Source organism: Micromonospora sp. CNZ303, assembly GCF_004345505.1.
In genome coordinates this window covers 135,939-150,557 of the sequence record NZ_SLVT01000011.1, presented here as the reverse complement: position 1 = coordinate 150,557, position 14,619 = coordinate 135,939, and the positions used below count along the sequence as shown (strand labels likewise).

Here is a 14,619-nt window from a genome sequence, read left to right as displayed (position 1 = left end):
GGCCCTCTCGGTGCGTGCCGGGTAGCCCGCCTCCCCTTCCGGCCACGAACCGGAGGCGGTGCCGACCGGAACGGGGCAGCCGGAGCCCGTGGGCCCTGGTAGGAGACCCGGGCCAGCGGCCGCTCCGCACGACCGCGCACGTCCCGCCCCTGGTGGGGACGGGGGTGCGCGGTCGGCGGAGCGCGGCGGTCAGCGGGCGGTGCAGGTGACCGTGGCCGGGGCGGTGTTCGCGCCGGCCGTACTGGCCAGGAAGCCGGCGGTGGCGGTGGCGCCCGCACCGAGGGCGCCGTTCCAGCCGGCGTCCCGGACGGAGACGGTCGCCCCGGTCTGGGTGTGGGTGCCGCCCCAGAGCTGGGTGATCTGCTGACCGTCGGGGAAGGTCCAGCCCACCGTCCAGCCGGCGATCGCCGCGCTGCCGGCGTTGCGGACCACCAGCTCGCCCTGGAAGCCGCCCTGCCAGGAGCCGGTCACCCGGTAGGTCGCCGTGCAACCACTGGTCGGCGGCGGCGTCGTGGGAGGCGGCGTCGTCGGAGGCGGGGTCGTGGGAGGCGGGGTGGTCGGGGGCGGCGTCGTGGGAGGTGGGGTCGTCGGAGGCGGGGTGGAGGTCGTCGGGGTCGGGTCGGGCGTGCCGCCGAGCCGGTCCGCCACGAGGATGCCCCGGCCGTTGGTGCCGAGGTAGACCCGGCCGTAGACCCGGGGGTCGCCGGTCAGGGCCTCGCCCGCGTTGCCGTACTGGTGCTGGTCGTCGTTGATCCGCACCCAGCTCGCGCCGGTGTCGTCCGAGCGGTGCACGCCGGGCCGGCCGTCGACGGTGCCGAACAGGTACAGCGCCGGGTACGTCCGGCCGGGCGCGGCCTTGCCGAAGCCCACGTTGCCGGCGGTGCTGACCCCCGCCAGCTTCGTGAACGTGGCTCCGGAGTCGGTGGAGCGCCACAGCCCGCCCTCGCCGGCCAGCCACAGCTCGCCCTCCCTGCCGGGCAGCGCCTTGAACTTGACGTTGCCGGTGCTGGGCAGGCCGGCGGCGGCCGAGGCGGCGAAGCTCGCCCCGCCGTTGGTGCTGACATAGAGCCTGCCGCCGCTGAAGCCGTAGAACTTGTTCGGGTTCACCCGGTCGGACTCGATCGTCGCGTTGGCCGGGATGCCCGTCGACGCGGTCCAGGAGTTGCCGAAGCCGACCGAGTGCACCACCTGCTGGCCGGCGTCGCCCGGCGCCCAGACGAAGCGGCTGCCGTCGGCCGACGCGGCGACCGTGCCACCGCTGTTGACGCCGGACGGCTCGCTGCCCTGGAACCAGTTGGCGCCGCCGTCGGTGGAGAACGCGACGTGGCTGTCGTTGGGGCGGTCCGCGTCGGTGAAGTTGCCGGCGCGCACCATCACGGCCGGCTTCGTCTCGGCGTAGTCCAGGCTGGTGGTGCTGGTGAAGGTGGGCTGGGTGAAGAGCATCGGCGGCACGGCGTCCAGGTCGGTGTGCCGGAAGCCGCCGATGTCGCCGAGCGCGCTGACCAGCGGTGCCCCGGAGGGCGGGCTGACCAGGTCGAGCACCGCGGTCTCCTCCAGGCCCCTGACCATGGGCCTGATGGTGAACTGGCCGCCGGTGTCCCACTTGGTGAGGTCGGTGCTGCCGTAGATGGTGGCGCCGGTGCCGTACATGAAGCGGTTGCTGTCGTGCGGGTCGATCTCGACCGACTCGTTCATCCAGCCGAGCTTCGGGGTCTCCTCCGGCGGGGCGGGGTTGCTGCCGAAGGTCAGCCACGGCACGGAGCTGACGTCCATGGTGTAGCGCTTGGACCTGTTGGGGTAGCTGGTGAAGTCCCAGATCCGGGTCCAGGTGGCTCCCCCGTCGGTGCTGCGCCAGAAGATCGCGTCCGGCCACCAGGAGATCTGGGTGGCCACCATCAGGGTGTTCGGCTTCTGCCGGTCGATGGTGAGGCCGCTGTAGCCGAAGTACGCGTCGGTGCTGGTGGACGGGACCGGGCTGATCCGCGTCCACGCGCCGGTGGCGCGGCTGAACTTCCAGACGTCGCCCTTGCCGCCGTCGTACGGGCCGCCGGTGTCGCTGGTGGCGATGTAGAGGAACCCGCCCACCGGGTCGACGACGCCCTTGTGCGCGAGGTAGCCGGTCGGCTGCCCCGCGATCCGCTCCCAGGTGGCGCCGCCGTTCGTGCTGCGGTAGACCGGGTTCTCCTTGTCGGCCACGCCGACGTAGATCGTCTGCGTGGCGGTGCCGGCCGTACCGGTGCTCTTGTCGAAGCTGACCCAGGTCAGGCCCTGGTTCTGGCCGTTGTAGCCGTTCGGGTCGCTGGGGTCCGCCCGGTAGTTGCCGACGTTGGGAAAGTTGGTCACCTTGGCCCAGGTCGCCCCGAAGTCGGTGCTGCGCCACAGGCCGTTGCCGCCCTCGGCGCCGTAGTAGAGGATGCTGTTGCGGTTGGGGTCGACGGCGAGCCGCTCACCCATGCCCCGGCCGGGCATGTTCCCGCCGTTCTTGAACGGCAGCTCGCTGACCTGCCAGGTGGCGCCCTTGTCGGCCGAGCGCAGGATGGCGCCGTTGTTCGGGTCCCAGTCGTTGGTGTACATCCCGACGGCCGCGTAGACGCGGTTGGTCTGCACCGGGTCCGCGGCGACGCTGACCACGCCGTTCCAGCCCCACCTGTCGGCGCCGACCCAGTCCAGCAACGGCGTCCAGGACTGCGTGGCCTGCGTCCACCGGTACATCCCGCCGATGTCCGTGCGGGCGTAGATCAGGTTCTTCTCGGTGGGGTTGAAGACGATGCCGGGGACGAAGCCGCCGCCGTCGATCCGGACGTTCTTCCAGGTGTACGGCTCGGCGGCTGCGGCGGTGGGCGCGCCGGCCGCGGTGAACGGTGCCGCCACGACGGCCGCGGCGACGACCAGCGCGGACACGACCGCGCCGGCGTAACTTCTGCGCATCTGCGGTTCCTTCCGGGTTCGGACGCCGGGAGCCGACGTGGTGACGGCCGGACCCGGCAACGGGTACATGCGGAATCGCGCCGGAGCTGCCCTGGCTCCGGTCATCGGCGCGACGGCTCCCGCACCCGAGGAACGCGCTTACCCTAACCGATCCGACCGGCCCCTTGGAAGCGCTCCCAAGGATCATCCGGGTCGGGTGAGGGGCCATCACCCCGGCCGGCGCCAGGATCGGTCCCGGCGGACCCGTGCGCACCGGCAGCTATCCCGTGAGGAGTGACAGATGGCCATCGAGACGATCAGCCGCACCGACCAGGACATCCAGTCGGCCGTCCTCGACGAGCTGACCTGGGAACCCCGGGTACGGCCGCACGAGATCGGCGTGACGGTCGCCGAGGGCGTGGTCACGCTGACCGGCCGGGTGGACAGCTACGCCAAGAAGTGGGCCGCCGAGCGGGCGGCGCACCGGGTGGCACGCGTCCGGGCGGTCGCCAACGACCTGGCGGTACGCCTCGGCACCGGCGCGGAACGCGCCGACCCGGACATCGCCGCCGCGGCCGGGCACACGCTGGAGTGGGACGCGTTCGTGCCCCTGGAGCAGCTCGACGTGACCGTCTCGCACGGCTGGGTCACGCTGCACGGCGAGGTGGACTGGGAGTACCAGCGCCGCGCCGCCGAACGCGCCGTGGCCCGGTTGACCGGCGTACGCGGGATCAGCAACGGCATCACCGTCCGCCCGGACACCCGGCCGGACGGGCACGACCTGGCGGTACGGATCGTCGACGCGCTGGCCCGCAACGGGGCCACCGAGGCGGAGCGGATCACCGTCCGGGTGCACGGCGACACCGTGCTGCTCGGCGGGCTGGTCCACTCGATGCCGGAGCGGGCCGAGGTGGAACGGACCGTCTGGTGCGCGCCGGGCATCCGCGAGGTGCAGAACCACATCGCGGTCGCCCCGGTGCTGGGCTGAGCCGCGCGCCGGACCACCCGGGCGGGGTGAGCCACCCTCACCCCGTCACGGAGCAGGCTGGGAGACATGACTGAGGTGACCCGATGACCACGCCACTCCAGGTCACCGCCCGCCTGCGGACCCCGGTGACCGGGCACGACAACGTCCGCGGGCCGGTGGACGCGCCGGTGACCATCGTCGAGTACGCCGACTTCCAGTGCCGGTTCTGCGGTGCCGCGTACGCGAACCTGCGGGAGCTGCTGCGACAGCGGGCCGAAACGGTGCGGCTGGTGTACCGGCACTTCCCCATCACCAACATGCACCCGTACGCGGAGCAGGCCGCCGAGGCGGCCGAGGCGGCGGGCCGGCGCGGGCAGTTCTGGGCGATGCACGACTGGCTCTACGAGCACCAGGACCAGCTCGACCCCGTGCACCTGTCGCTCGGCATGGAGCAGCTCGGCCTGCCCGCCGACGAGGTCGCCGCGGAGGTGGAGCGCCAGGCGCACGGCGACCGGGTGCGCCGGGACTTCGTGGGCGGCATCCGCAGCGGCGTCCACGCCACCCCGACCCTGTTCGTCAACGGCACCCGCCACGACGGCAACTACGACCTACCGGACCTCCTGACGGCCGTAGACACCGCCACCCCGTAACCCACCGACCACCCCCGGACCACCCGGCTCCGGGCCGCGTCCGAGTCGGTGATCATGAGGTTTGCGTACTGGAATGCGCATTCCCAAGGCGCAAACCTCATGATCACCGCGGAGGGGCGGGTGGGCAGGTGGGTGGGCGGGTCAGATCAGGTGGAGGGCGCGGGCTCGGCGGACGGCCTCGCGGCGGCGGGTGGCGTCGAGCTTGCGGTAGATGTTGCGCACGTGGGTCTTGACCGTGTTGACCGACAGGGACAGCTCGGCCGCGATCTCCACGCTGGACAGGATGCTCTGCAGGTAGCGCAGGATCGTCAGCTCCCGCTCGGTCAGCGGCTCGTCCAGCGTCCCCGTGCCCCGCTCCGCCGGGGCCCGCTCGGCCGGCGCGTCGGCGCCCCGGACGAGGTCGCTGACCGTCGGCCAGTGCGCGGTACCGGCGTCCAGGTGCGCGGCGAGCAGGTCACGCACCCCGGGCTCGGCGCGGGTGAACGGTCGCCGGAACCTCTCCGGCCCGGCCAGGTCGAGAGCCCGCTCCAGCAGCCGTCCGGCCCGCCGGTCGTCGCCCGCGCGCCCGGCCAGCACCGCGTCGAGCACGGCGGCGTCCAGGCGTACGGGCAGCGGCCAGCCGGCCGCCTCCGGCGACTCCCAGTCCGGCAGCGCGTACCCGGCGGCGCGCGGGTCGCCGGCACGCAACTCCACCCGGGCGAGGGCGACGGCCAGCGGCGGGGCGCTCGCGTCGGGTGCCCTCCCGAGCAGGTCCCGGGCGGCGCCCAGGTCACCCCGTGCCCCGCGTACGTCCGACTCGGCGGCCAGCAGCCAGTGCGTCAGCTCGCCGGCCCGGGGGCGGTCGGCCAGCCGCTCCCGTGCCTCGGCCAGCACCCGGTGGCCCTCGGGCAGGTCACCGGCGTCCCGCAGCAGGTACGCCCGGCACAGCGCCGCCACCGCCCCCACCACGGGCTCGCCGGTGGCCGGTGCGGCCAGCGCCAGGTTCGCCTCCGCCTCCTCGGGCTGGTCCCCGTGCAGCGCGACCAGGGCCAGCGCCAGGTACGCGTGGGCACAATCCTCCCGGCAGGACCAGCCGTGGCAGGGCGGCATGGCGAGGGCGTCCCGGGCGAGGGTCTCGGCGGCCCGCAGCTCGCCCCGCACGGCGTGCAGCAGGGCCGCCCGGCTGGCGCAGACCAGCTCCGTGCGCGGTCGCCCGGCCTCCCGGGCCGCCGACAGCGACCGGGCGAACGCGAGGCCGGCGGCGGGCAGGTCCCCGTCCGCCAGGTCGGCCAGGCCCAGCGCGGTGCCGGCCACCGCCCGCACGTCGGCGTCCTCGGCGGCGGCACCGCGCGGCTCGGCGGGCACCGGCGCGGCGGGCAGCCCGCCGACGGCGCTCCCCGACAGCGCCGCGCGCCCCGCTGACCCTCCGGTCGCCGGGGACACGGACAGGTCGGGCGACGCCGGGGACACGGACGGCCCGGCCAACGGGGACGCCGACGCCGGAGAAACGGACGGGTCGGGCGACGCCGGGGACGGTGCGGGGAGGGTGGCGAGCAGTCGGGCTGCGGCGGCGCGTACCGCTTCGGGGTCGTCGGCCAGCCGGGCCAGGGTGAGTTCCAGCGCGGTGGCCAGCCGCCGGAACCGGTCCCGGCGCGGCGCCGGCAGCGTCCGGGCGGCCTCGACGGCGTCGCGCAGGTGCCCGGCGGCGGCGGTGGCGTCGCCGGCCCGGGCCCGCTCGGCGGCGCAGGCCAGCCCGAGCTCCGGATCGCGGCGCACGGCCTCCGGCGGCGGGGGCGCGGGCAGGCGCTCGGCGGGCGTCTCCCGGTCGTACGGGACCAGCTCCGGCCAGCGGGCCACGAAGAGCGCGGCGGCCCGGTCGTGGTCGCCGCCGGCGAGCGCGTGCCGCAGCGCCTCGGCGGGCCGCCCGTTGTCGGCGTACCAGCCGGCCGCGCGCAGGTGCAGGTCGCGCAGTTCGTCGGCGGGCAGCCGGCCCAGCTCGGCGTGCAGCAGGTCGGCCAGCAGCGGGGGGCACCGGTACCAGGGCGGGCGGCTGTCGTCGCGGCGCAGCAGTCCGCCGTCGCCGGCCAGGCCGGCCAGCGCCTGCTCGGCGTCGGTCCGGCCGGTCAGCGCGTCGGCGAGGCCGGCGCAGACCGCGTCGGCGACGGCGGAGCGGCGCAGCACGTCCCGCGCGTCCGGGTCGAGCCCCGCGAGCACCTCCTCGCGCAGGTAGCCCGCCACGTCCGGCTGGTCGCCGCCGAACTGCTCGGCCCAGCGGGCCGGATCCGGCTGCCCGCGTAGCGCCAGCGCGGCGAAGCGGAGCGCCGCCGGCCAGCCGCCGGTGCGTTCCCACAGCCGGCGTACCCCGGCCGCCGGCAGCGCCACCCCGTGCGCGGTGAGCAGGTCGGCGACCTCGTCGTCGCCGAAGGCCAGTTCGTCGGGGCCGACCTCGGTCAGCTCGCCGGCCAGCCGCAGCCGGTGCACGGCCAGCGGCAGCCCGGCGCGGGCGCCGACCACCAGCCGCAGCCGCTGCTCGGCGTGGCGGAGCAGGAACTCCAGTCCGGCCAGGGCCTCGGGGTCGGTGATCCGGTGCAGATCGTCCAGGACCAGCAGCACCGGCCGTTCCCGGGCGGCGAGGGCCGCGGCCAGCACCTCCAACTGGTCGGGGCGGGGTGGCCGGTCGGGCACGGGTGGCCCCGGCACGTCGTCGGCGGGACCGGTGGCCGCGCGCAGCGCCGCCGCGAGGTAGGACCAGAGCCGGTCCCCGTCGTCGCCCGTCTCCACCGAGACCCAGGCCGCCCGGGGCCGGCGGGGTTCCGCCGGTACGCCCGCCGCCGCGCCGAAGTCGCCCGGCGCGGCACCGGTCGGCCCGTCGTCCCGGCGTCCCCCGGCGGCGGCGGTCACGGGCCCCTGCCCCACCCGGCCCCGCGGCGCGCCGGCCTCCCCGGCGGCCCGGAACCAGGAGGCGAGCAGCGTCGTCTTGCCCCACCCCGCGGGGGCCCGGACCAGGGTGACCGGCCCGGCGGTCCCCTCGTCCAGCGCCCGCAGCAGCCGGGGCCGCAGCACCAGCGGTTCCGGCGGCGGGGCGGGGCACAGCCGCGACGTCAGCAGCGGCGTGCCCGCCGGCCCGGGTGCGACCGCGACGACTCCCGTGTCCCGTACGTCCTCCGGCATCCGGCCCCGCCCCTCCACCGACGCGTCCACTCCCCCAGGTCCCGCCGGCGGCGGTTACCCGGCGCGGGCCCGTTCACCCCTTCGGGGGGAGCCGGCTTCACCCCGCCCCGGCCGACCCTGGTCGTACGCGGGCGACCGGCCGCGCGCGCCGGTGTGCGTCCGGCGTGGGAGGGGACCGGGAGGCGGAGCCGAGGTGGATCGGAGACGACGGCTGGCGGGCGCGACCGCGGTGGCGTTCGCCGTCGCGGCGGCGGGCCGGGCGCTGGCCGTACGGCGGCAGGAGCCGGCCTGGCCCCGCGCGGCCGGCGCCGACCCGCAGCCCGCGCGCTGGCAGGTGGTGACCGTCGACCGCCCGCCCGGCGAGGTGCTGCCCGGCGGGCGCTGGCCGGAGCCCCTGCGCCGGCTCGGCGGCGCGGTGCAGGTCGAGCTGCGGCCGGCCCCCGGCTGCCGGGGCACGGAGCTGGCCGCCCGGCCGGTGCCCGGCGCGGCGGCCCCGGCGGGGCTCGCCGCCCACCTGGTCGGCGACGATCCCGGGCTGCTGGTCCGGCGGGCGTTGCGGGAGGTCAAGCAGCTCGCCGAGACCGGCGAGGTACTCCGCGCGGACCGCTGGCCGGCCGACCGTCCGCCAGGACCGCCGCGGTGAGGGCGCTGTGCTGGGTGGGCGCGGGCGAGCTGGCGGTACGGCAGGTGCCCGACCCGGAGCTGCGCAACGGCCACGACGTGATCGTCCGGGTCCGGCAGAGCGCCACCTGCGGCGGGGACCTGCCGCTGCTGGCCGGGCGGGTGCCGTTCCTCGCCGTCGGGGACGTGCTCGGGCACGAGTTCCTCGGCGAGGTGGTCGAGGCCGGGCCGGAGGTACGCCGGCACCGGGTCGGCGACCGGGTGGTGGTCTGCTCGTCGGTGGCCTGCGGCAGCTGCTGGTACTGCCGGCGCGACCTGCCCTCCTGCTGCGACAACGGCAGCGCCGACCCGGCCGTCACCGAGGCGGCCTGGGGCCATCCCACCGGCGGGGCGTTCGGCCAGCCCCGGGCGATGGGCGGCTTCGCCGGCAGCCACGCGGAGTACGTCCGGGTGCCGTACGCGGACGTCGGCGCGTTCGCCGTGCCGGAGTCGGTCAGCGACGACCGCGCCCTGTTCGCCTCCGACGCCGCGCCGGCCGGCTGGATGGGCGTGGACCTCGGCCAGGTGCGCCCCGGCGACGTGGTGGCGGTCTGGGGTGCGGGCGCGGTCGGGCAGCTCGCGGCCCGGGCGGCGTGGCTGCTCGGCGCGGAGCGGGTGGTCGTCGTCGACGCCGAGGAGGAGCGGCTGCGGATGGCCGAACGGCACGCCGGCGCGGAGACGATCGACCACCGGCTCGCCGACGTCGTCGCCGAGCTGCGCGAACGCACCGGCGGGCGGGGCCCGGACGTGTGCGTCGAGGCGGTCGGGGCGGCCTGGGACGGACACGGCCCCCGGTCGCTCGCCGAACGGTTCGCCGGCGGCGCCGAGCGACCGGCCGCCGTCCGCGAGGCCGTGCACGCCTGCCGCAAGGGCGGCTCGGTCTTCCTGCTCGGCGAGTTCACCGGCTTCGTCGACACCTTCCCGCTCGGGGCGGTCACCCAGAAGGGGCTGACGGTGCGGGGCGCGCGGCAGCACGGGCAGCGCTACATCCCGATGCTGCTGGAACGGATGGCCCGCGACGAGCTGCGTACCGAGCACCTGGCCACCCACCGGCTGCCGTTGGAACGGGGCGCGCACGGATACGCGCTGTTCCGGGACCGGGCCGACGGCTGCGTCCGCGCCGTACTCAGCCCTGATCTCCCGGCCGCCGGCGGCTGAGGCGCAACGCTGCGACGTCGAGGACGCCCACGACTGCGGTTCCGCGCAGCGGCCCAGCACTCCCTGCGCCGGGCCGCGACGGCGCAGGGAGCGTCCAGGACCGTGGGGGTCTACCCGGCAGCGATGTCGGCGACGACGCAGGCGATGTTGTCCGGCGCCCCTTCGGCCTGCGCCAGGTCGATCAGTCTGCGCACCGTGAGCGCAGGATCGGTGGCGACGCTCAGTGCCGATTGCAGGATGGCCCGGTTGACGACGGCAGACAGCCCGTCGGAGCACAGCAGATACCGGTCACCGGGCAGGGCGGTGCGTAGCGCAAGATCGGCCTCGACCTGCTGCCCGCCGCCGAGGGCGCGCACCAGCAGAGCGCGCTCGGGATGCGCGGCAGCCTGGTCCCGGTCGAGCTTGCCCTGATCCACCTGGGTCTGCACCCAGGTGTGGTCCTGGGTGAGCAGAGACAGTTCGCCGCCGCGCAGCAGGTATGCCCGGGTGTCGCCGATGTGCACCAGGGCCAACTGGGAGCCGCTGCGCAGCAGCGCGGTCAGCGTGGTGACCGGCTGGTGGTCGTCGGTCGCCAGCGCGCGCACGGTGCGGTCGGCGTCGGCGACCGCACCGGCCAGCATCGTCAGCAGGTCGGCGGCCGGCACGTCGGCGAGTTCCAACGCTTTGAGAGCGTCGATGGCGGCCGTGCTGGCTGCGGCGCCGCCAGGCCCTCGCATGCCGTCGGCGACGGCCAGCAACCGCTCACTGGCGTATGCGGCGTCCTCGTTGCTGTCGCGTACGGCCCCGGTGTCACACCCGGCGGCGTAGCGGACGACAAGGGTGGGATTCGCTTGGACCATGGTGGTGCCTCCTCCTGACAGACGATCCACGAGGAAGGTGGCGAGCCGCGCGCGAGCCACGGTGTCGGCGGTGACCTCCTGCCAGTACGCGGTGATCGCCTCGGCCGCCGCCGCGGGCTCCAGGCCGCACACGGTGCGGATCTTCGCCAGTGGCATGCCGAGGCGACGTAGCTGGGCGACCAGCCGGGCCAGCGGCAGCTGCTCCGGGTCGTAGAGCCGGTATCCGGACTCGGGATCGACCGCGGCCGGCGGCAGGATCCCGACCTGGTCGTACAGGCGCAACGCCTTCGGTGTCAGCCTCGCCGCCCGGGCGAACGCCCCGATGGTCAGCAGCCCCACGTCGACATCCTCCTCGTGCCCGATCACAGCGACCGGCACGCACCAGGGTGGGCCTTGCCCGAGGGGCAAGGTCAAGACCGGCGACCTCGGCCCCGACAGCTCGACCAGGGTCACCTCCCGCGGCTGTCCAGGCTTCGACACCGCCCGCGTCGGCCGCCCCGCCCGCCGCGCCGGGTGGCAGACTCGGTGGATGCGTGAGCAGCGGACATACGACGTCGTCCTCTTCGGGGCCACCGGCTTCACCGGGGGGCTGACCGCCGAGTACCTGGCCCGCAACGCTCCGCCGGAGCTGCGCTGGGCGCTCGCGGGGCGCAACCCTGGCAGGCTGGCCGCCGTACGGGACCGGCTGACCGCCATCGACCCGGCGCTGGCCGGGCTGCCCCTGCTCACCGCCGACGTCACCGATGCGGAGTCGCTGCGGGCGGTCGCCGAGAGCGCCCGGGTGGTGGCCACCACCGTCGGCCCGTACGTGCACCACGGCGAGCCGCTGGTCGCCGCCTGCGCCCGCGCCGGCACCGACTACCTCGACATCACCGGCGAACCCGAGTTCGTCGACCTGATGTACATGCGCCACCACGCCGAGGCGGAGCGCACCGGGGCGCGGCTCGTGCACGCCTGCGGGTTCGACTCGATCCCCCACGACCTGGGCGTCTGGTTCACGCTCAAGCACCTCCCGGACGACGTGCCGATCACCGTCGACGGCTTCGTCCGGGCCGGCGGGCGGTTCTCCGCCGGCACGTACCACTCGGCGCTCACCGCCTTCTCCCGTACCGCCGAGGCGTCCCGGGCGGCCCGCGAGCGGCGGCAGGTCGAGCCGCGACCGACCGGGCGGCGGGTACGCGCGGTGCCCGGCCGCCTCGCCCGCTCGAAGGAGCTGGGCATGTGGACCGTGCCGCTGCCGACCATCGACCCGCAGGTGGTCCGCCGCTCGGCCGCCGCCCGCCCGGAGTACGGGCCGGACTTCCGCTACCGGCACTTCGCCGCCGTGAAGCGGCTGCCCACGGTGCTGGCCGGCGGGGTCGGGCTGGGTGGGCTGGTGGCGCTGGTGAAGCTGCCGCCGACCCGGCGCTGGCTGCTCGGCCGGCTCGCCTCCGGGCAGGGGCCGACGCCGCAGCAGCGGGCGAAGTCCTGGTTCCGGGTCCGGTTCGTCGCCACGGGCGGCGGGCGACGGGTGCTGACCGAGGTGGCCGGCGGCGACCCCGGCTACGACGAGACGGCGAAGATGCTCGGCGAGTCGGCGCTCTGCCTGGCCGGCGACGAACTGCCGGCCACGGCGGGGCAGGTCACCCCGGTGACGGCGATGGGCGACGCGCTGCTGGACCGGCTGGTGCGGTCGGGGATGACCTTCCGGGTGCTGGACCGGCCCCGCTGAGCGCAGGCCCCGACCGTCGGGCCGCCCGGTCCCGCGCGGGTTGACCCTCGACCAGGTTGAGACGACAGGATCGGCGCCGTGGAGAGCGACCTGCGCAGCATCGGCGAGCTGGCCCGGGCCAGCGGGTTGACCGTGAGCGCCCTGCGGTTCTACGACTCGGCCGGGGTGCTGGCCCCGGCCCTGGTCGACCCGGTGACCGGCTACCGCTGGTACACGGGCGACCAGGTGGCCCCCGCCCGGCTGGTGGCCGGGCTGCGCCGGGTCGGCATGCCGGTCGCCGAGATCGCCGCCGCGCTGCGATCCGAGCCGGCCCAGATCCACCGCCTGCTCGACGCGCACCTGCGCCGGTTGGAGGACGGTCTCGCCGACGCCCGCAGGGAGCTCTCCCGGATCCGTACGCTCATCGATCCCGGGGAGCCCGCCATGACCACCCGTCTCGTCCTGTCCCGCGCCGACCTGGCCGCCGCCGTGGACGCGGTCCGCTTCGCCGTCGGCGCCGACCCCGACCTGCCGGTGCTGGCCGGCGTGCTGTTCGAGTCCGACGCCGACGGCGTACGGCTGGTGGCGACCGACCGGCACCGGCTGGCCGTCGCGCGGGCGGACGCCCGGGTCGACGGGCCGGGGGTGCGGGTGCTCGCCCCGGTCGCCTTCGTCGACGAGGTGCGGGCCCTGCTCGACACCGGCGCGGGGAGCACCCCCGAGGCCCGGCTGACGGTGGCCGCCGGCACGATCACCGTCTCCGTCGCCGGCCGCACGGTCGACGCCGCCGCCCTGCCGTACGACTTCCCGGACCACCGCCGGCTGCTCCGCCCGACGCCCGACGACGGGGCGGCACACCGGCTGACGGTCGACGCCGACGCCCTGCGGGCGGCTCTGACCAGCGCCGACGCCCCCGTCGTCACCCGGCGGCACGACGGCCTGCCGCTCGCGGTGACCGTGCTCGGCCCGGACGGCCGGGGCGGGGTACGGCTGCTCGGGGCGGACGAGCTGGCCGGGGAGCCCGACGCGTTCCGCGTCGGGGTGAACGGCGGTTATCTGCTGGAGGCCCTCGACGCGGCCGGCCGGGGCCAGCTGCTGCTGGAGCTGGACGGGCCGATCGCCCCGCTGGCCGTGCGCCGGCCGGACGACGTCGAGGCGTTCTCCGTCCTGATGCCCATCCGGCTCTGACCGCCTGACGGGTAAGGAAGGGTCGTCGAGACCGGGCCGGGGCGCGAGCGGGCCGCGGCGGTAGCATCGGTGGGTCCACCCGACGTCCGGACGGAGCGTACGGAGCAGCATGCTCGACATGGAGTTGATCCGGAAGGATCGCGAGGCGGTGGCGACCGCGCTGGCGAAGCGACTGGATCCCGCCGAGGTCAACCGCGCCCTGGACGAGATCCAGCGGCTCGACCAGGAACGCCGCGCCCTGATCAGTGGCATCGACGGCGAGCGGCAGCGCCGCAAGGCCGAGGCGCGCGCCTACGCGGCGGCGAAGCGCGCCGGCACCGAGCCGGAGGTCTCCACGCCGGAGGCGGGCCGCAAGCAGCTCGCCGAGCTGGAGTCCGAGCTGGACGAGGTGCAGGCGCGGCTGCGCACCGCGATGAGCGAGCTGCCCAACCTGCCCGCCGACGACGTGCTGCCGGGCGGCAAGGAGGCCAACCGGGTCGTCCGGGCCTTCGGCGAGCCGCCGGCGATCGAGAAGGTCCGCGACCACATCGAGCTGAGCCGGATGCTGGGCCTGGTCGACCACGAGCGCGGGGTCAAGCTCGGCGGCTCGGGCTTCTGGATGTACACGGGCATGGGCGCCCGGCTGGAGTGGGCGCTGCTCAACTTCTTCGTCGACGAGCACATCAGCGCCGGCTACGAGTTCCTGCTCCCGCCGCACCTGCTGCTGGACACCGCCGGCTTCGCCGCCGGTCAGTTCCCGAAGTTCTACGACGACGTCTACCACCTGGACCGGGAGTCCGCCCCGCGCGGGCAGTTCCTGCTGCCCACCTCGGAGACGGCGATCCTCGGGGCCTACCAGGACGAGATCCTGGAGACGGCGAAGCTGCCGCTGAAGGCGTTCGCGTACACCCCCTGCTACCGCCGCGAGGCGGCCGGCTCGCACTCGGACGAGCGGGGCACCGTCCGGGGCCACCAGTTCAACAAGGTGGAGATCTTCCAGTTCTGCCTGCCGGAGCAGGCCGACGCCGCGCTGGAGGAGATGCTCCTGCACGCGGAGAGCCTGGTCGAGAAGCTGGGCCTGCACTACCAGCGCACCCTGCTGTCGGCGGGCGACGCCAGCGCGTCGATGAAGAAGACCCTCGACATCGAGGTGTGGATGCCGAGCACCGGCAAGTACAAGGAGGTGTCGTCGGTCTCCTGGGCCGGCGACTACCAGGCGCGCCGGGCGGCCATCCGCTACCGCGAGCCGGGCGGCAAGCAGACCCGCTTCGTGCACACCCTCAACGGGTCGGCGCTGGCCACCAGCCGGCTCTTCCCTGCCATCCTGGAGCAGTTCCAGCAGCCCGACGGCTCGGTGCTGGTCCCCGAGGTCCTCCAGGCCCGCCTGGGCACCGACCGCCTCACCCCCCGCTGACCCGCCGGCCGCCCCCG

General features: G+C 75.6%; 10 protein-coding genes. 7 read left to right on the top strand and 3 right to left on the bottom strand.

Going from position 1 to position 14,619, the window contains the following annotated elements:
• Window positions 1-189 precede the first annotated feature (189 nt).
• Entirely contained in the window at window positions 190-2,928 is a 2,739-nt protein-coding gene (locus EV374_RS18955) for a cellulose binding domain-containing protein (protein WP_132237180.1), read from the bottom strand.
• Window positions 2,929-3,208: 280 nt separating this feature from the next.
• Here EV374_RS18955 and EV374_RS18950 point away from each other — a divergent pair, with 280 nt between their 5' ends.
• Window positions 3,209-3,895, top strand: a complete 687-nt coding sequence (locus EV374_RS18950; protein ID WP_132237178.1) for a BON domain-containing protein — start codon at window positions 3,209-3,211, stop codon at window positions 3,893-3,895.
• Window positions 3,896-3,978: 83 nt separating this feature from the next.
• Complete coding sequence (locus EV374_RS18945) at window positions 3,979-4,524, top strand: DsbA family protein (RefSeq protein ID WP_132237176.1); 546 nt, start codon at window positions 3,979-3,981, stop codon at window positions 4,522-4,524.
• 141 nt (window positions 4,525-4,665) lie between these two features.
• On the opposite strand, the gene EV374_RS18940 is transcribed toward EV374_RS18945, so the two are convergent.
• Complete coding sequence (locus EV374_RS18940) at window positions 4,666-7,674, bottom strand: winged helix-turn-helix domain-containing protein (protein ID WP_132237380.1); 3,009 nt, start codon at window positions 7,672-7,674, stop codon at window positions 4,666-4,668.
• Between the two features lie 193 nt (window positions 7,675-7,867).
• Here EV374_RS18940 and EV374_RS18935 point away from each other — a divergent pair, with 193 nt between their 5' ends.
• On the top strand, window positions 7,868-8,317 hold the full coding sequence (locus EV374_RS18935; RefSeq protein ID WP_132237174.1) for a hypothetical protein: 450 nt from the start codon (window positions 7,868-7,870) through the stop codon (window positions 8,315-8,317).
• Entirely contained in the window at window positions 8,314-9,492 is a 1,179-nt protein-coding gene (locus EV374_RS18930) for a zinc-dependent alcohol dehydrogenase (RefSeq protein ID WP_132237172.1), read from the top strand. The genes EV374_RS18935 and EV374_RS18930 overlap by 4 nt, the downstream gene beginning before the upstream one ends.
• 110 nt (window positions 9,493-9,602) lie before the next feature.
• On the opposite strand, the gene EV374_RS18925 is transcribed toward EV374_RS18930, so the two are convergent.
• Window positions 9,603-10,670, bottom strand: coding sequence for a MerR family transcriptional regulator (locus EV374_RS18925; RefSeq protein ID WP_132237378.1), 1,068 nt, complete (start codon window positions 10,668-10,670; stop codon window positions 9,603-9,605).
• A gap of 190 nt (window positions 10,671-10,860) precedes the next feature.
• Here EV374_RS18925 and EV374_RS18920 point away from each other — a divergent pair, with 190 nt between their 5' ends.
• From EV374_RS18920 to serS, 3 genes are all read left to right on the top strand, one after another.
• Entirely contained in the window at window positions 10,861-12,042 is a 1,182-nt protein-coding gene (locus tag EV374_RS18920) for a saccharopine dehydrogenase NADP-binding domain-containing protein (protein ID WP_132237170.1), read from the top strand.
• Window positions 12,043-12,132: 90 nt separating this feature from the next.
• Complete coding sequence (locus tag EV374_RS18915) at window positions 12,133-13,209, top strand: DNA polymerase III subunit beta family protein (protein WP_132237376.1); 1,077 nt, start codon at window positions 12,133-12,135, stop codon at window positions 13,207-13,209.
• A 109-nt stretch (window positions 13,210-13,318) separates the two neighbouring features.
• Window positions 13,319-14,602: a serine--tRNA ligase gene (gene serS, locus EV374_RS18910; RefSeq protein WP_132237168.1), complete on the top strand. Its 1,284-nt coding sequence runs from the start codon at window positions 13,319-13,321 to the stop codon at window positions 14,600-14,602.
• Window positions 14,603-14,619 lie beyond the last annotated feature (17 nt).